General features: G+C 36.0%; 17 protein-coding genes and 1 riboswitch. Of the genes, 8 read left to right on the forward strand and 9 right to left on the reverse strand.

Going from position 1 to position 17,543, the window contains the following annotated elements; genetic code table 11:
• Position 1 precedes the first annotated feature (1 nt).
• On the reverse strand, positions 2-331 hold the full coding sequence (gene raiA, locus A9G41_RS06885; protein WP_065581635.1) for a ribosome-associated translation inhibitor RaiA: 330 nt from the start codon (positions 329-331) through the stop codon (positions 2-4).
• Between the two features lie 405 nt (positions 332-736).
• On the opposite strand from raiA, the gene trmJ reads away from it, so the two are divergent.
• Positions 737-1,423, forward strand: a complete 687-nt coding sequence (gene trmJ, locus A9G41_RS06890; protein WP_065581699.1) for a tRNA (cytosine(32)/uridine(32)-2'-O)-methyltransferase TrmJ — start codon at positions 737-739, stop codon at positions 1,421-1,423.
• A gap of 76 nt (positions 1,424-1,499) precedes the next feature.
• Here the strand turns inward: trmJ and cysS are convergent, their stop codons facing one another.
• The 5 genes from cysS to mog form a co-directional block, all read right to left on the reverse strand.
• A complete protein-coding gene (cysS, locus tag A9G41_RS06895; protein ID WP_065581634.1) occupies positions 1,500-2,891 on the reverse strand; it encodes a cysteine--tRNA ligase in 1,392 nt (463 codons plus the stop codon).
• Between the two features lie 619 nt (positions 2,892-3,510).
• A complete protein-coding gene (locus A9G41_RS06900; RefSeq protein WP_065567727.1) occupies positions 3,511-3,756 on the reverse strand; it encodes a GlsB/YeaQ/YmgE family stress response membrane protein in 246 nt (81 codons plus the stop codon).
• A gap of 301 nt (positions 3,757-4,057) precedes the next feature.
• Positions 4,058-5,422: a lysine-sensitive aspartokinase 3 gene (gene lysC, locus A9G41_RS06905; protein WP_065581633.1), complete on the reverse strand. Its 1,365-nt coding sequence runs from the start codon at positions 5,420-5,422 to the stop codon at positions 4,058-4,060.
• 74 nt (positions 5,423-5,496) lie between these two features.
• A riboswitch (Lysine riboswitch) is annotated at positions 5,497-5,670 on the reverse strand.
• A gap of 109 nt (positions 5,671-5,779) precedes the next feature.
• Complete coding sequence (argR, locus tag A9G41_RS06910; protein WP_065579746.1) at positions 5,780-6,238, reverse strand: transcriptional regulator ArgR; 459 nt, start codon at positions 6,236-6,238, stop codon at positions 5,780-5,782.
• Positions 6,239-6,436: 198 nt separating this feature from the next.
• A complete protein-coding gene (mog, locus tag A9G41_RS06915; RefSeq protein WP_065581631.1) occupies positions 6,437-7,015 on the reverse strand; it encodes a molybdopterin adenylyltransferase in 579 nt (192 codons plus the stop codon).
• A gap of 221 nt (positions 7,016-7,236) precedes the next feature.
• Between mog and A9G41_RS06920 the strand changes: the two genes are divergently transcribed.
• Both A9G41_RS06920 and A9G41_RS06925 read left to right on the forward strand, forming a co-directional pair.
• Positions 7,237-8,181: an ABC transporter ATP-binding protein gene (locus tag A9G41_RS06920; protein WP_065581630.1), complete on the forward strand. Its 945-nt coding sequence runs from the start codon at positions 7,237-7,239 to the stop codon at positions 8,179-8,181.
• On the forward strand, positions 8,174-8,944 hold the full coding sequence (locus tag A9G41_RS06925; protein WP_065581629.1) for an ABC transporter permease: 771 nt from the start codon (positions 8,174-8,176) through the stop codon (positions 8,942-8,944). The genes A9G41_RS06920 and A9G41_RS06925 overlap by 8 nt, the downstream gene beginning before the upstream one ends.
• Before the next feature lie 69 nt (positions 8,945-9,013).
• Here A9G41_RS06925 and A9G41_RS06930 read toward each other — a convergent pair whose 3' ends face one another.
• From A9G41_RS06930 to accB, 3 genes are all read right to left on the reverse strand, one after another.
• The gene (locus A9G41_RS06930; protein ID WP_065581628.1) at positions 9,014-9,658 is read right to left on the reverse strand and encodes a bifunctional 4-hydroxy-2-oxoglutarate aldolase/2-dehydro-3-deoxy-phosphogluconate aldolase; all 645 of its coding nucleotides are present in this window, start codon (positions 9,656-9,658) and stop codon (positions 9,014-9,016) included.
• Between the two features lie 68 nt (positions 9,659-9,726).
• Complete coding sequence (gene accC, locus A9G41_RS06935; RefSeq protein WP_065581627.1) at positions 9,727-11,073, reverse strand: acetyl-CoA carboxylase biotin carboxylase subunit; 1,347 nt, start codon at positions 11,071-11,073, stop codon at positions 9,727-9,729.
• Positions 11,074-11,112: 39 nt separating this feature from the next.
• Positions 11,113-11,568 carry an acetyl-CoA carboxylase biotin carboxyl carrier protein gene (gene accB, locus A9G41_RS06940; RefSeq protein ID WP_065567735.1) on the reverse strand — a complete coding sequence of 152 codons (456 nt, stop codon included), beginning with the start codon at positions 11,566-11,568 and terminating at the stop codon, positions 11,113-11,115.
• 372 nt (positions 11,569-11,940) lie between these two features.
• Here accB and A9G41_RS06945 point away from each other — a divergent pair, with 372 nt between their 5' ends.
• The 5 genes from A9G41_RS06945 to tldD all read left to right on the forward strand — a co-directional run bounded on the left by A9G41_RS06945 (position 11,941) and on the right by tldD (position 17,519).
• Positions 11,941-12,987 (forward strand): rod shape-determining protein, encoded by a 1,047-nt coding sequence (locus A9G41_RS06945; protein ID WP_065567736.1) that lies wholly within the window; start codon positions 11,941-11,943, stop codon positions 12,985-12,987.
• A gap of 132 nt (positions 12,988-13,119) precedes the next feature.
• On the forward strand, positions 13,120-13,962 hold the full coding sequence (mreC, locus tag A9G41_RS06950; RefSeq protein ID WP_065581626.1) for a rod shape-determining protein MreC: 843 nt from the start codon (positions 13,120-13,122) through the stop codon (positions 13,960-13,962).
• Positions 13,949-14,434, forward strand: coding sequence for a rod shape-determining protein MreD (mreD, locus tag A9G41_RS06955; protein ID WP_065567738.1), 486 nt, complete (start codon positions 13,949-13,951; stop codon positions 14,432-14,434). The genes mreC and mreD overlap by 14 nt, the downstream gene beginning before the upstream one ends.
• An 11-nt stretch (positions 14,435-14,445) precedes the next feature.
• Entirely contained in the window at positions 14,446-15,921 is a 1,476-nt protein-coding gene (rng, locus tag A9G41_RS06960) for a ribonuclease G (protein ID WP_065567739.1), read from the forward strand.
• 140 nt (positions 15,922-16,061) lie between these two features.
• Complete coding sequence (gene tldD / locus A9G41_RS06965; RefSeq protein WP_065581625.1) at positions 16,062-17,519, forward strand: metalloprotease TldD; 1,458 nt, start codon at positions 16,062-16,064, stop codon at positions 17,517-17,519.
• Positions 17,520-17,543 lie beyond the last annotated feature (24 nt).

Genomic DNA, 17,543 nt, shown 5'->3' on the forward strand with positions numbered 1-17,543 from the left:
ATCAAATTTCTTCTAATACAGTATCTTTTATACTGCTTGTCGCTCGGCGTGCTTCACCTCTATGTTGCAGTTTATTAAGCTGTTTTTCAAGCTTTTCAATAAGGTCATTAATCGCTGCATACATATCAATATGTTTAGCTGAAGCCACTAATGGTGTGCCTTTTGTGATAATGGTTGCATCAACGACAAAGCCGTCTGGCTCTTTGCATAAAATAAAATGAGGATTTATTAATTGTGCTCGCCATTTGTCCAATTTAGTATATTTTTCTTCTAAATAACTACGCATAGCAGGAGTAATATCCATTTGTTTACTGGTAATATTTAACGCCATAATTAATCTCCTTGTTTTTTCAGACGATGGTTAATGCCGTTATTGATTTGAGCCATTTTCATGATTATACAGTGCCAAATTATATTTGGCTCGTCAATATAATCTTTATTATTAATCCTATTTTGTGATTGTTGTCTAAAAAATTCAATTTTACATTTTATGCTAATTTACTATTAATAGCAGTTAATCACATGTTTGTTTTTTTATTATTTTTATAATGGAAAACAATTTTATTAATATCTAATCGTATCAGTAATCACCTATATTCTGCACCTTAATGCCATTTTAGTATATACTTATTTTATGCATTTTTTAGTTATGATTGATTAATATTTTAATGAGGATGATGTGAATTATTTAGATAATGTAAAAATTGTTTTAGTCGAAACATCGCATACAGGCAACATGGGTTCTGTGGCAAGAGCAATGAAAACAATGGGATTAACTAGCCTTTGTTTAGTCAACCCAACCATCAAACCTGATTCTCAATCGATTTCGTTAGCGGCAGGAGCTAGTGATATTATTAAAAATGCACAACTCTTTGCGTCGCTTGAACAAGCAATTGCCGATTGTACTTTAGTGATTGGCACTAGCGCACGTTCTCGTAGTTTACAATGGCCTCATTTAACGCCGAAAGAGTGTAGTGATAAAATTATTCAAGAAACAACCAATACTCGTTCTAAAGTTGCTTTAGTGTTTGGGCGTGAGCGAGTTGGTTTAACCAATGAAGAATTGCAAAAGTGCCATTACCATGTTGGCATTCCTGCTAATCCTGATTATAGTTCTCTAAATTTAGCAATGTCAGTACAAGTTTTGTGCTACGAAATTCGCATGTCAATGCTAAATCTTGACGATCAGCGTTCTGAATTAAAAGGCAACGGCAATATAAACTCAGAGTTTCCGGTAGATGCTGATATAGAGCGTTTTTACCAGCATTTAGAACAAACTTTATTACAGACAGGTTTTATCAATGCCAATCATCCAGGGCAAATTATGGGACGTTTGCGTCGATTATTTACTCGAGCGCGTATTGAACAACAAGAGTTAAATATTTTACGCGGCATTTTAACGTCGATAGATAAAAAGTTGTGATAACTGATAAAAAACACCCACTAATATGTGGGTGTTTTTTAAGAACGGCTGATTGTAATAACAAAAAATTAACCGATTAATTTTTTTTGCGCCAAGTAGTACCATTTGCACCATCTTCAAGAACAATGTTCATCGCATTTAATTTGTCTCGGGCTTCATCTGCTTGCACCCAATTCTTGCTCGCTCTTGCATCGTTGCGTTGTTTAATTAATGCTTCAATTAATGCACTATCAGCATCCTCTTGATTGTCACCTTGTAAAAACTTTACAGGATCTTGTTCCAATAGCCCCAGCACTGATGATAAATAACGTAATTCAGCAGCTAATTCATTAGCGAGTAGCATATTATTATCTGCTTTAGCTTTATTGATTTCGCGAGCAAGGTCAAAAAGAGTTGAATAAGCTTCAGGTGTATTAAAATCATCATTCATTGCGTCACAAAATTGGCGGTAATAGTTACTATCAGGTGTTGTGCGCGAATGAGCAGGATCGGTGTCTCGTAATGCAGTATATAGCCGCTCTAGTGCTACTCTTGCTTGTTTTAGATTTTCTTCACTATAGTTTAATTGGCTTCGATAGTGACCAGATAGTAAAAAATAACGTACTGTTTCGGCATCATAATGCGCTAATACATCACGAATAGTGAAAAAGTTATTGAGTGATTTTGACATTTTTTCTTGGTCTATCATGACCATGCCTGAATGCATCCAATAATTGACGTATTGCCCATCGTGTGCGCAAGTTGATTGGGCAATTTCATTTTCATGATGTGGGAACATTAAATCAGAACCACCACCATGAATATCAAAGTAATTGCCTAATTGGTAACTGTTCATCGCAGAACATTCAATATGCCAACCAGGACGACCTTTTCCCCATGGAGAATCCCAACTTGGTTCGTTAGGTTTTGACATCTTCCATAATACAAAATCCATTGGATTACGTTTAACCTCCACCACATCAACTCGCGCTCCTGCTTGAAGCTGTTCTAAATTTTGGCGAGATAAAATACCATAATTTGGATCACTGTCTACCGAAAACATAACATCACCATTATCGGCAATATAAGCATGATTTTTTAAAATTAACTCTTCAACTAATTGAATGATTTGTGGCATGTGATACGTCGCACGAGGCTCAAAATCAGGGCGTTTTATATTAAGTGCATCAAAATCTGCATACATTTCTTGTAGCATTCGATTAGTAAGTTGATCACAGGTTTCGCCGTTTTCGAGCGCACGTTTAATAATCTTGTCATCAACATCAGTAATATTGCGCACATAAGTTAAATCATAACCTAAAAAACGTAAATATCGAGTGATCACATCAAATGCCACAAACGTGCGTCCATGACCAATATGACAAAGATCATAAATAGTGACGCCACAGACATAGAGCCCGACTTTATTTGGAGTAATTGGTTGAAAGGTTTCCTTTTCTCTAGTTAATGTGTTGAATATTTTTAACATTATAATCTACAAGTTAAATTTAATGGATTTTGTTAAATAATATAACAAAAATCGAGATATGGCGAAATTACTTATTATGAACTTTGTAAGGAAAAATAGACAAATTTAAAATAGTAAGCAATTTTTGCCCTTAAATAAATCATTAATTAGTTACACTGAGCATGTTCATTTATTGAAAAATACGCTAAAGGATTAATGAATCTATTTCCATAACCTGAAAAATATTATGGTAAATCGGTTTTTTATGTGATTAGAAGACTTATTTGAATCGTGTAAGCAAACATGCACATTTAAGTTATTCATCATTCATTTAATTCAAATATACTTTAAAAGATTTTATTTAATAAAAATGACAATTAAAATGAAGACTGATTAATGATAGCCTAAATTAGGTGATAAAAAATAATCCTTACGCGCATTATTTAGTTATTATTTCAAACAAAGGCTAAAATAGTTAATCTATAAAAGTGGAATTAAGAACGGCTGTTGTTTCTATTTAGAAACGTTAAATTTCTTTTCAAGTTATTCAGTATTAGAATAAGAGGGAGAAAGCGTCTAATAGTGTAAATTATAGGGTTATCTAAATTGGCGGTTTCCCGCCAATTTAGCATAAAAACAACTATTGTTTTAAATGGCGATAAATAAAAATAACCACAATCGCCCCAAGCACTGAAATTAACAAACTAGGGAAGTTAAATCCTGTCACACTACCCCAACCAAAGAAGGTGCTAATATATCCACCTACTAAGGCACCCGCAATGCCTAATAAAATCGTTTTTATCACCCCTACACTTCCTAAAGGCATAAAAAACTTCGCAATCCAGCCGGCAATTAATCCTAGAATTATCCAACTTATAATACCCATGATAATTTCCTTTTGTTATTGAACTTAGTTTTAGTTTACTCAGATTAAATAAAAAATCTAACAGGTGTTAATATTTAATGTAATAGCTTTAATCAATTAATTAAAAGTAAAAAACAATATTCAAAATAGATTAATAACTAATGTCAAGCAATTTAACAATAGATGATTAACCTAAAAAATTACCTATATATGAGTGCAGTAGATAAAATATTATTAATTCATTAATAATTTATCTTTATATAATTCGTTATAATTAAAATTTATGAATAAGTAAAAAGGAGATTAAATCTCCCTTTTAATATTACTGTTCAAAAATTGTTTTATGCAAAATTTTAATAATTGATTCTGCATCACTGCTTTTTGCCAAAAGGCAAAGATTATGGGTGCTTGCTCCATAACAGCAAAGTCTAATAATGAAATCATCTAGTACACCAAAAACTTCTTTGGCTATACCCTGTGTTGAAGTTAAATTATTTCCAATAATAGCAATTAAAGCCAAGTCTTCTTCAACTGTTACATGGCAAACGGTTGACAGTTCATCAAATAGTTCTTTCGTTAACAAACTGCTACCGTTGGTATTAGTACCAGTGGTATCAATAGTTAATGCGATACTGACTTCAGATGTTGTCACTAAATCAACCGAAATATTATGTTTAGCTAATATTGTAAACACATTTGCTAGAAAGCCTTGTGCATGAAGCATATTTAGGCTAGTTAGCGTCAGCAAAGTTTGTTTGCGACGTAACGCCAATGCTCTAAATACAGGTAATTTAGATGTAATGCTATTAGTGTTGTAAACAATAGTTCCTCCTTCTTGAGGTGCTTTACTTGAACCAACAAAAACAGGGATATTACTCCGCACAGCTGGGACTAGTGTTGCTGGGTGTAGTACCTTCGCGCCAAACGTTGCCATTTCGGTTGCTTCAGCAAAAGATATTTCATCAATGCGTTTAGCCGCTGGGGTAATGCGCGGATCGTTAGTATAAATTCCTGCAACATCAGTCCAAATGTCAATTTGAGTGGCATTCAATGCTTCACCTAATAACGCTGCTGTATAATCACTTCCTCCACGGCCTAAAGTGGTCGTTTTGCCAGAACTTTCACTACCGATAAACCCTTGCGTTACAATGACGCTACGATTGTTTAGTGATTTTAAATGGGCACAGCAAAGCTGTTTAATATCTTCAATTTTTGGGGTGGCTTTACCAAATTTATCATCGGTGCGCATAACTTTACGTACATCAAACCACATAGCATTTGTTTGCTTTTCTTTTAATATTTCGACAAACAGTTTTGATGACATAATTTCGCCATGACTTACAAGCTCATCTGTTAATGCCGGTGAAGTTGCTAAACTAGCTGCCTCAGACAAAGAAGCTATGTTAGCAATGATTTGGTCGATTTCGCTTCGTAGTTTAGGGTTTTCTGGCAATTGTTCTAAGATGCCGTATTGGATTGATTGAATTTTAGCAATATGTTGAGTGCGCACCTCAGCGTCACGTCCTTCAGCTAATGCAACTAGTAAATTTGTCACGCCAGCAGAAGCCGATAATACAACAACTTTTACGTTGGGATTAGCGATTACAATATTGGCACTATTTACCATTGCTGAATAATCGGCAACACTAGTACCGCCAAATTTAGCAATTACAAATGATGTTTCCATGAATTCCTCATATTAAAAATTTTTATTTTTAACAGAGTTAGAGCGGGAATGTCCTATTTACAATTAAAAAGCACAAACCGTGAAGCGCTCCACCTGTTAAGGTGACAACCCAAGGGATTCAGCCCTTGCAGTCGATTTGATTGCTTCTGGATTGGCAATCAAACCTCGGCATTACATCCCCTCAATCATTTATTCGTGGCTCCAGTTCCTAAAATGATTTACCTGAGTAATGCGCCTCTTCGTTTTTGCAACTTCTGTTACGAAATCAGCGTTGTATAGCATTAACGATTTTATTAATTGTGTCAATAGGTTAAACTTTAAAATTTATTCGACCTGAATATAACGAAATTAAAAGCGCTATAATTCTCGCTCAAATAGTTCAATAATGGTTTGGTACAATTTTTTTACAGTATATTCTTTGGTTGGTGTACTAAAAATTGTATCATCGCCAGCAATTGAGCCCAAAATCCCCTCTGATTTACCGATAGAATCTAGCAAACGAGCAATTAGTTGAGCAGCGCCTGGACTGGTTTTTATGACCACCATTGAACTATTGAAATCAATATCAAGGACTAAATTTTTTAATGGACTACTAGTTGTTGGTACACTTATTTCTGCAGGCAAACAATAGACCATTTCGGATTTTGCATTACGGGTTCTCACTGCGCCAAATTTGGTAAGCATGCGTGAGACTTTGGATTGATTGATATTATCAAAACCTTGTTCTTGCAACGCTTGGACGATTTCTACTTGCGAACTAAACTTCTCTTGGCGAAGCATCTCTTTAAATGTCTTAGTGAGATCGGTTGATTTCATAATGTTCCTTGTTTCTTTACTTGTTACTTTTTCTACTAATACATGCAGTTATAATACCGAGAATAAAACTGCGTACTATTCACGCTAGCTTACTCCACGATTTTTTAGATAGTATTAATAACCGTTATTTATATTGATAAATTATACATCTAACGCATAATTATCATATACATAATTATGCGTTAAATTTGCATAAAATTAAAGATTTGACTGAATTGCATCTTTAGGGCGAAAAGACTTGACTATATGATCATGGGTTTCGATATAAGGCCCGTCTAATAGTTGTATACAATAGGGGATACTAGCAAATATACCGTTAATAATGACATTGCCTTGATTATCTTTAACCCCCTCAAGCGTTTCTTTGATTGATTTTGGTCTGCCTGGTAGGTTTATGATTAAGCATTTTTTACGAATCACACCAACTTGCCTAGATAAAATCGCAGTTGGCACAAAATGTAAACTGATTTGCCGCATTTGCTCACCATAACCAGGCATCACCCGATCGGCGATCGCTAATGTTGCATCAGGCGTTACATCTCTCATGGCAGGGCCAGTTCCACCCGTAGTTAAAATTAAATGGCAATGTAAATTATCAACCAGCTCGCATAATGTTTGTTCGATGATAGTTTGCTCATCAGGAATAATATAATTTTCGGTAATAAAAGGCGTTTTTAGTGTTGTTTGCAACCATGATATTAATGATGGAATACCTTCATCTTGGTAAACACCTCTTGAAGCTCTGTCAGATATTGAAATTAAGCCAATTTTAAACATAACACTTATTCCTTAAGCAATAATTAGATATACAGACACAATTGAATTCACTGTGTTAGTGACCACATTCAATAATATGCGCCATAATATCGAAATGATAATTTATTTCTTTGGTATAAATAAAATTAAACCGTTCTTTACAATAAATTGATTATATTGTCGATTCATTTAACATGATATTATATCACTTAAATAGTAATTGATTCATTTAGGACATATTTATGCCATCAACTCCTGCACTTGAGTTAATCTCTCTGAAAAAAGTTTACAAAAATGGTATAGAAGCATTAAAAGGTATCGATTTAACTGTACAGGCGGGTGATTTTTATGCCTTATTAGGACCAAATGGTGCTGGTAAATCGACAACTATCGGTATTATCAGTTCATTAGTAACTAAAACATCGGGAAAAGTGAAAATTTTTGGTTACGACTTAGATAACGACATAGTAAACGCCAAAAGGCAATTAGGGCTTGTGCCACAAGAGTTTAACTTTAATCAATTTGAAGAAGTTCTACAAATAGTCACTAATCAAGGTGGTTATTATGGATTACCCCGAAAACTTGCATTAGAGCACGCTGAAAAATATTTACGAATTTTAGATTTATGGGATAAACGCCATAGCCGAGCCAATATGTTATCAGGCGGTATGAAAAGACGATTAATGATAGCAAGAGCGCTTGTGCATGAACCCAAATTGTTGATTCTTGATGAACCAACCGCAGGCGTTGATATTGAACTGCGTCGCTCTATGTGGGATTTTTTGCGCGTTATCAATCGTCAAGGTATCACAATTATTTTAACTACTCATTATTTAGAAGAAGCTGAAATGCTATGCCGTAATATTGGTATTATTCAACGAGGCCAATTGATAGCAAACTCGTCAATGCGCGATCTACTGGCAAAAAGCCAATCTGAAACAATTATTATTGATTACGTGCCAACCTCTAAACCGATTGAATTACATGGCTATAATTATTCTGATATTGAAATGGGCATGTTAGAAGTGAAAGTAGATAAACAATTTGGATTAAACCAATTATTTGAGCAACTCAATCAGCAAAATATTAAAGTGATCAGCGTACGAAATAAAGCGAATCGTTTAGAAGAGCTATTTGTTGATCTGTTACATAATGATACAAAACAAAAAGGTAGCATTGATGAATAATTTATATTGGATTGCCTTAAAAAGTATTTGGCGTAAAGAAGTGACACGATTTTTAAGAATTTGGGTTCAAACGCTAATTCCGCCGGTTATTACAATGTCTCTTTATTTTATCATCTTTGGTAATTTAATTGGCTCTCGTGTTGGTGACATGGGGGGATTTAGCTATATGGCATTTATTGTGCCGGGATTAATCATGATGTCAGTCATTACCAATTCTTATACCAATGTTTGTTCATCCTTTTTTAGCGCTAAATTTCAACATAACATTGAAGAGTTATTGGTAGCACCTGTACCAACGCATATTCTTATTTTGGGATATGTGGGAGGGGGTGTGATGCGAGGTATTTTAACTGGTATTTTAGTTACTATAGTGTCACTATTTTTTGTTCGTTATGAGGTGCATTCTTGGTTATTTGTTGTTTGCACATTACTATTAACTTCAATTTTGTTTTCATTAGCCGGTTTATTAAATGCAGTGTTTGCCAAAACTTTTGACGATATAAGCATTATTCCTACATTCGTATTAACACCATTAACATACCTTGGTGGCGTTTTTTATTCGATTACTATGTTGCCAACCTTTTGGCAATGGATATCCAAAGTTAACCCAATAGTTTATATGATTAACGGTTTTCGTTATGGATTTTTAGGAGTGACAGACGTATCGTTATCAATTACCTTCTCGATGCTAATTTTGTTTGTTACTGTGCTTTATGTAATTGCATGGAAGCTTATTGAAAGTGGTCGTGGACTAAGAAGCTAATAAGAGTTAGAAGGTTAGGTTTTGAGTAGTCGCCGATATTTTATCGGCGGAATCAATCATTATTGTGCATCAGCAACATTGTGCATCAGCAACGGCTTGTTTAGCCATCTCGGTAATTTTAGCAAAATCACCTTTTGCAATTGCATCAGTTGGAATAAACCAAGTACCGCCCACGCAAAGCACATTATCAAGAGCAAGATAATCACGGTAGTTTTTCGGATTTACTCCTCCTGTTGGGCAAAATTTCATATATCCGCAAGGACCAGCAAAAGCTTTTAATGCAGCAACGCCACCATTGACTTCAGCAGGGAAAAATTTTAATGCAGTGAGACCATATTCTTGTGCAGTTAACAACTCAGAAATAGTTGCAATACCAGGAATAACAGGTACTGAACCTTCAACCGCCGCTTTTAAAATAGCATCAGTAATACCTGGTGTTATCACAAATTGAACGCCAGCTTCGGTAACCTGTTTTAGTTGCGCAACACTTGTTACTGTTCCTGCACCAACCACCGCTTCAGGCACTTCTTGAATAATTTTCTTTATTGCATCAATTGCACAAGCAGTTCTTAATGTAACTTCAAGTACTTTTACTCCGCCAGCAATTAGCGCTTTAGCTAGTGGTACCGCATCTTCTAAACGCTCAATAACAATAACGGGAATAACAGGACCTAATGTTAAAATTTCTTCAGCACTTCTTTTCCAATTTTTCATTTATTTTTACCCATACCTTATTGATTCTTTTATATAGAAATAATCCCTAATAAATAGGGATTATTTTGTTACTCATAAATGCCTAATTTCTTTTCTAAATAATGAATGTTTGTGCCGCCTTTTTGGAAACCTTTATCATTCATAATATCAATATGAAGATCAATATTGGTTTTAATGCCATCAATAACCAGTTCAGCTAATGCATTTTTCATACGGGCAATAGCAACTTCACGGGTTTCACCATAAGCAATTAATTTACCAATCATTGAATCATAATAAGGAGGAACAGTATAACCAGCATAAATATGCGATTCCCAACGAATACCAAAACCGCCAGGAGCATGAAAACGGGTAATTTTCCCTGGTGAAGGCATAAACGTTTTTGGATCCTCGGCATTAATTCGGCATTCAATTGCGTGGCCTTTAATTTCAATATCACTTTGTTTAATTGATAGAGGCTTGCCTGCGGCGATTGAAATTTGCTCCCTAATTAAGTCAACACCAGTTACCATTTCAGTAACAGGATGTTCTACTTGAATACGGGTGTTCATTTCAATGAAATAAAATTCACCATTCTCAAACAAGAATTCAAATGTGCCAGCACCACGGTAACCGATCTCAATACATGCATTAACGCAACGCTCACCAATAAATTGACGCATTTTAGGGGTAATACCAAGCGCAGGGGCTTCTTCCACAACCTTTTGATGGCGTCTTTGCATTGAGCAATCACGCTCACCTAAATAAACGGCATGACCTTGTCCATCAGAAAGGACTTGGATTTCGATATGGCGTGGATTTTCTAAAAATTTTTCCATGTAAACCATATCATTATTAAACGCTGTTTTGGCTTCTAGCTTGGTCATATTAATTGATTGTTCAAGATCCTTCTCTTCACGAACAATACGCATACCACGACCACCGCCTCCACCAGAGGCTTTAATGATAACAGGATAGCCGATTTGTTTAGCGATTTGTTTATTGGTTTCAATATCACCACCTAACGGACCATCTGAACCAGGAACACAAGGTACACCAGCTTTTTTCATCGCATGAATTGCAGAGACTTTATCCCCCATTAGGCGAATAGTATCAGGTTTTGGACCAATAAAAATAAAGCCTGAACGTTCAACTTGTTCAGCAAAATCTGCATTCTCAGATAAAAAACCATATCCAGGATGGATAGCTGCTGCGCAAGTAACTTCTGCAGCTGAAATTAATGCAGGAACATTAAGATAGCTTTTTACTGAAGCAGCTGAACCAATACAGACTGTTTCATCTGCTAGTAATACATGTTTTAAATCTTTATCTGCCGTCGAATGAACAGCGACAGTTTTAATTCCAAGTTCTTTACATGCTCGTAATATACGTAGAGCTATTTCTCCACGGTTCGCAATAAGAATTTTATCAAGCATATTCAATCTCTTAATCGTATAGTCAATAATAAATTCAGATTATTCAATAATGAATAGTGGCTGATCAAATTCAACTGGTTGACCATTTTCAACCAAGATGGCTTTTATTGTACCAGCTTTTTCTGATTCAATCTGGTTCATCATTTTCATCGCTTCGACGATGCAAAGCACATCGCCAACATTTACTGTTTGACCAACTTCAACAAAAGCTTTTGATTCTGGACTTGGTGTACGATAAAAAGTTCCAACCATAGGGGATTTAATTGTTGTACCATCAGTTGCAACAGCATCTGTTACAACTTCGGCTTGAACTGTTGGAGCCACAACAACAGGAGCTGGTTGAGGAATTTGAATATTTTGTACTGGCGCCGAATAGTTTGTGGTAGGAGCAGAACGACTAATTCGAACCGACTCTTCACCTTCAGAAATTTCAAGTTCAGAAATACCTGACTCTTCAACTAATTCAATTAATTTTTTAATTTTGCGTATATCCATGAATTACACCGTGTTTATTTGATATAAGTAACAATTATTTTTTACTGCATCCTCGCCATTGACAAAAAGAGTCTTTCGCCAATAACAAGGTTGTAACTCAACATTAACGCGGAAGAATACACTGTAAAACAGAATTTGTCATTATATATCTCCTTTACAAACACATGTTATACTATTTTCTAGGTATTATTTTATAATTGCGATACAATAGCCAACGTTAGTTATTATTGGGGTTAGCTGTGGTTTAGAAGAATTAAATGACACTCTATTTAGCTTGGATAAAGCTGAAAATAGATATTGTTTGATCCCATGGTTTGCTTTTAAACACGAAAATATACTTAAACAAGATTCATTCTAGGAAGAGTTTTTATTATGTTCAAAAAAGTTCGCGGCTTGTTTTCAAATGATTTATCCATCGATTTAGGTACAGCAAACACACTTATTTATGTAAAAGGGCAAGGCATTGTATTAAACGAACCTTCAGTGGTAGCGATACGCCAAGATCATCGCACCGGCACACCGAAAAGCGTTGCCGCTGTTGGACAAGCTGCGAAACAGATGTTAGGGCGAACGCCTGGTAATATTGCAGCTATAAGACCAATGAAAGATGGTGTTATTGCCGATTTTTCAGTCACTGAAAAAATGTTGCAGTATTTTATTCGCCAAGTACATAGCCATAGTTTTTTAAGACCAAGCCCACGAGTCCTTGTTTGTGTTCCTGTCGGCGCGACACAAGTTGAGCGCCGTGCAATTCGTGAGTCAGCACTAGGTGCGGGGGCCCGTGAAGTATATTTAATTGAAGAGCCAATGGCTGCGGCTATTGGTGCAGATTTACCAGTCTCAGCACCAACAGGTTCAATGGTCGTTGATATTGGTGGTGGAACTACTGAAGTAGCAGTCATTTCATTAAATGGTGTGGTTTATTCGGCATCGGCACGCATCGGTGGCGACCGATTTGATGAGGCGATTATTAACTATGTTCGCCGTAATTATGGTGCATTAATTGGTGAAGCCACTGCCGAAAAAATCAAACATTTTATAGGTAGTGCCTACCCTGGTGATGAAGTACTTGAAATTGAAGTGCGTGGACGTAACCTTGCTGAAGGTGTACCGCGTAGCTTTACTTTAAACTCTAATGAAATTTTAGAAGCGTTGCAAGAACCACTAAGTGGTATTGTAAGTGCCGTTAAAGTTGCATTAGAACAGTGCCCTCCTGAGCTTGCATCTGACATTTCAGAACATGGTATGGTTTTAACCGGTGGAGGTGCTTTATTGCGTAACATTGATAAATTATTATCAGCAGAAACTGGTATTCATGTTGTTGTAGCAGAAGATCCACTAACATGTGTTGCAAGAGGGGGCGGCAGAGCGCTAGATATGGTAGACATGCATGGTGGAGATCTCTTTAGTGAAGAGTAATTGTTAATTATCATTCATATTAATGAAATAATTAGCCAGTAAACAACTCATATTTTTTACCGCCGACATTGTCGGCGGAACCATATCTTAACATAAGCAGATCTCAAGTATAAAACAGGTAAGTACTGAACAATGAAATTACTTTTTTCTAAACGTTCGCCTCTCAGTGTACAATTATTTACTTCTCTGGCGCTTGCATTGATCCTAATTGTATTAGATATCAATTATCGCCCATTTAAAGAGATTCGCTACTATTTAGATACCATTATTTCGCCCTTATATTATGTTTCAGATGCACCAAAGTCGTCGTTTGATTCGCTTTATGAAATGTCTAAAACGCGAGAAGCCTTAATAGATGAAAATGCAAAATTGCATGAAAACTTATTACAACAAAAGAATGATCTATTATTACTTAACCATTTAAAACATGAAAATGCAAGACTTCGTGAATTGCTAGGCTCTCCTTTAAGGCATGATGAACATAAGATGGCTGCGCAAGTATTACTTACAGATACCAATCCTTATGTTTATCAATTTGTTGTCAATAAAGGCAAACAAGATGGTGTTTATGTTGGGCAGCCTGTTGTAGATGAAAAAGGCATTATTGGACAAATTTATGAAACGGCTCAATCAACCAGCCGTGCAATTTTAGTGTGCGATTATCAACATGCAATACCTGTTCAGGTGCAAAGAAATGATATTGGTATGATCGCTGTGGGTAACGGATGTAATAATGATTTAATATTAGAATTTATGCCTAATAACGTGGACATAAAAGTAGGTGATGTTTTAGTTACTTCTGGGCTTGATGGACGATTCCCTGAAGGTTATCCTGTTGCGATAGTCAGCTCAGTAAAACTAGATCTTACAGATTCAACGCCTATTATTTCAGCAACACCAACAGCTGATTTAAAACGCTTACGTTATTTATTGTTATTAGGGGAAAATCAAGGAGTGAAACATGAGGGAACGTAATCGAATATTGATTATTTGGATAACGTTATTTATTGGCTTATGTTTGCAAATTATACCGTGGTCACCAGAATATAATATATTTAAACCACATTTGCTGCTCCTTATTTTTGCTTATTGGTTAATTGCACTTCCACATCGAGTTGGGATTGGAACCGCTTTTGTATTTGGAGCATTGATAGATCTATGCACAGGCTCGATTTTGGGAAGCCATGCTTTTATTTATTCATGTATTGCTTATTTACTTGTTTTTAAATTCCAATTGATACGCAATTTAGCTTTGTGGCAACAATCGTTTATTATTTTTGGGGTATCAGTATGTTATAATTTACTGGTATTTTTACTCCAAGTCAGTATCTATCATACTATAACGATATCACCATTAATTTTGCTATCAAGTTGTATTGATGGCTTATTATGGATTGTCATCTATCTATTTTTGCGGCTAATAAGACGAAACTTTGCTATCAATTAAAAAGGAATCTTATGTCTGTTGAATTATTAATGAATATAACACCGTCTGAAACTCGCGTCGCTTATATTGAAGATGGCGTACTACAAGAAATTCATGTTGATCGTGAATCTAGACGAGGTATTGTTGGCAACATCTATAAAGGTAAAGTAATCCGTATATTACCTGGAATGCAGGCGGCTTTTGTGGACATTGGGCTTGAAAAAGCGGCTTTTTTACATGCATCAGATATTATGCCTCATACTGAGTGTGTATCTGATACTGAACAAGAACAATTTCAAGTAAAAGATATCTCTGAACTTGTCCGCCAAGGGCAAGATTTAATGGTGCAAGTAGTTAAAGATCCTCTGGGCACTAAAGGCGCTAGGCTGACAACCGATATAACTTTACCATCACGTTATTTAGTATTAATGCCTGGGCCAAATTCTGCGCATGTGGCCACTTCACAACGCATAGAAAGCGAACAAGAGCGCGAAAGGCTAAAAAGTATTGTAGAGCAATATGTAACCAACGAAGGCGGATTTATTGTTAGAACCGCAGCAGAAGGCGCAAATGCATATGAATTAGAGCAAGATGCCAATTTTCTAAAACGACTTTGGGCTAAAATTCAACAGCGGATGGCACGCCCAGTAAGCAAAAATCTAATATATGGTGAATTGGCATTATCACAACGTGTGTTGCGTGATTTTGTTGGCGCGCCAATTGAACGGATTTTGGTGGATTCAAAGTTAACATATGATTTATTAATTGAATTCACACAAGAATTTATGCCCGAAGTGACCAGTAAATTATCGCATTATCGTGGTAATATTCCCATTTTCGATCTTTATGATACCGAAAACGAGATCCAAAGAGCATTAGATCGTAAAGTCAAATTGAAATCTGGCGGGTATTTGATTATTGATCAAACTGAAGCTATGACAACCATTGATATCAATACTGGCGCATTTGTAGGTCATCGAAATTTAGAAGAAACGATTTTTAATACCAATATTGAGGCAACAATTGCGATTGCTCGCCAATTGCGTTTACGTAATTTAGGTGGCATTATTATTATTGATTTTATTGATATGCAAGAAGATCTGCATCGTGAACGGGTGTTACAATCACTCCATGATTCTTTATCTAAAGATCGAGCAAGAACTACCGTTAATTTATTTTCGAGTTTAGGTTTGGTCGAAATGACACGCAAACGAACACGCGAAAGTATCGGGCATATTTTGTGCGAACAGTGCCCTGCTTGCAAAGGACGAGGCATGGTCAAATCAGTAGAAACTATTTGTAACGAAATTTTGCGTGAAATCGTTCGTGTGTATAAAGCGCATCACTCGGAGTATTTTTTAGTTTATGCTTCAGCTGCCGTAGCTAATGCGTTAACTAATGATGAATCACACGCTTTAGCTGAAGTTGAAATCTTTGTGGGTAAACGCGTCGAAGTGAAAGTTGAACCGCTTTATATTCAAGAACAATACGATGTTGTATTAATGTAATCAAAACTATTTTGTAAAAAAGAGTTTCAGAAAACGATACGTTAAGAATAAAAGTGATGAAAGCTAAAAAGCCATTATAATTGGATATCTATAATCAATTATAAACAAGCTCGCATCCACATTTAAAAATTAAGGAATTTATGATACTAAATCAAGTGAGTGAACGATTACTCAATCCAAATAATCTAAACCAACAAGATCTTTTACATCTGCTTGATATGCTTAGCGCAAGGCAAATTGATTTTGGTGATTTGTATTTCTTATCGGGTTACTATGAAAGTTGGTTACTTGAAGATGGTATTATAAAAAATGCCTCATTTCACCGTGATCAAGGAGTTGGCGTTAGGGCTATTATCGGTGAAAAAACGGGGTTTGCATATACAGATCAACTTTCGTTAGCACGTTTAGAACAAAGTGTATTAGCAGCAAATTCAATAACTAAATTACAAACACCTATAGTAGTAACTCCGTTTAAGTCTACGCAAACAGTGCCGATATACCCTTCAATCAACCCAATCAATTCGTTTTCTCAAGAACAGAAAATTGCATTGTTGCAAAAAGTTGACAAATTGGCACGCTCAATTGACCCAAGAGTTATCGAAGTATCATGCAGTTTAACAGGGAGCTACGAAGATATTTTAATCGCAACGACTGATGGTACATTACGTGCTGACATTCGGCCTTTGGCTCGATTATCTGTTTCTGTGCTAGTTGAACAATCAGGTAAACGCGAACGAGGAAGTAGCGGTGGTGGTGGGCGATTTGGTTATGAATATTTTTTAACCATTAACCCTAAAACGACAGAAAGCTATGTTGATAGCTACACTCAAGAAGCGGTACGCCTAGCACTTGTTGCTCTTTCAGCTAAAGCAGCGCCAGCAGGAACAATGCCCGTTGTTTTAGGTGCTGGTTGGCCTGGTGTATTGTTACATGAGGCGGTAGGGCATGGCTTGGAAGGTGACTTTAACCGCAAAAACACCTCGGTTTTTTCAGGAAAAATAGGTGAACAAGTTACCTCAGAATTGTGTACTATTGTTGATGATGGCACTATCGAAAATCGACGCGGGTCACTCTCTATTGATGATGAAGGAACGCCTAGCCAAAAAACAGTGCTTATTGAAAATGGCATTTTAAAGGGCTATATGTTCGATAAACTCAACGCAAAATTGATGAATACATACTCAACTGGTAATGGACGTCGTGAAGGGTATGCGTGTTTACCGATGCCAAGAATGACAAATACCTATATGTTAACTGGCAATTCTTCTTTTGACGATATTATTAGCAGTGTTGATTATGGACTATATGCCCCTAATTTTGCGGGAGGGCAGGTAGATATTACCTCTGGTAAGTTTGTCTTTTCAACCTCAGAAGCCTATTTGATTGAAAAAGGCAAAATAACAACACCAGTAAAAGGCGCAACACTAATTGGTTCAGGTATTGAAACGATGCAACAGGTGGCAATGGTTGGTAATGACCTTGAATTAGATTCTGGTGTTGGCGTTTGTGGTAAAGCAGGACAGAGCATTCCTGTTGGGGTCGGACAACCTACATTAAAAGTGAATAATTTAACCGTTGGTGGTACCATTAGCCAATAAAAACAATATGAGGATGGGATATTA

It is taken from the genome of Gilliamella sp. Nev5-1 (genome assembly GCF_001690895.1).
GTDB classification, from domain to species: domain Bacteria; phylum Pseudomonadota; class Gammaproteobacteria; order Enterobacterales; family Orbaceae; genus Gilliamella; species Gilliamella apicola_C.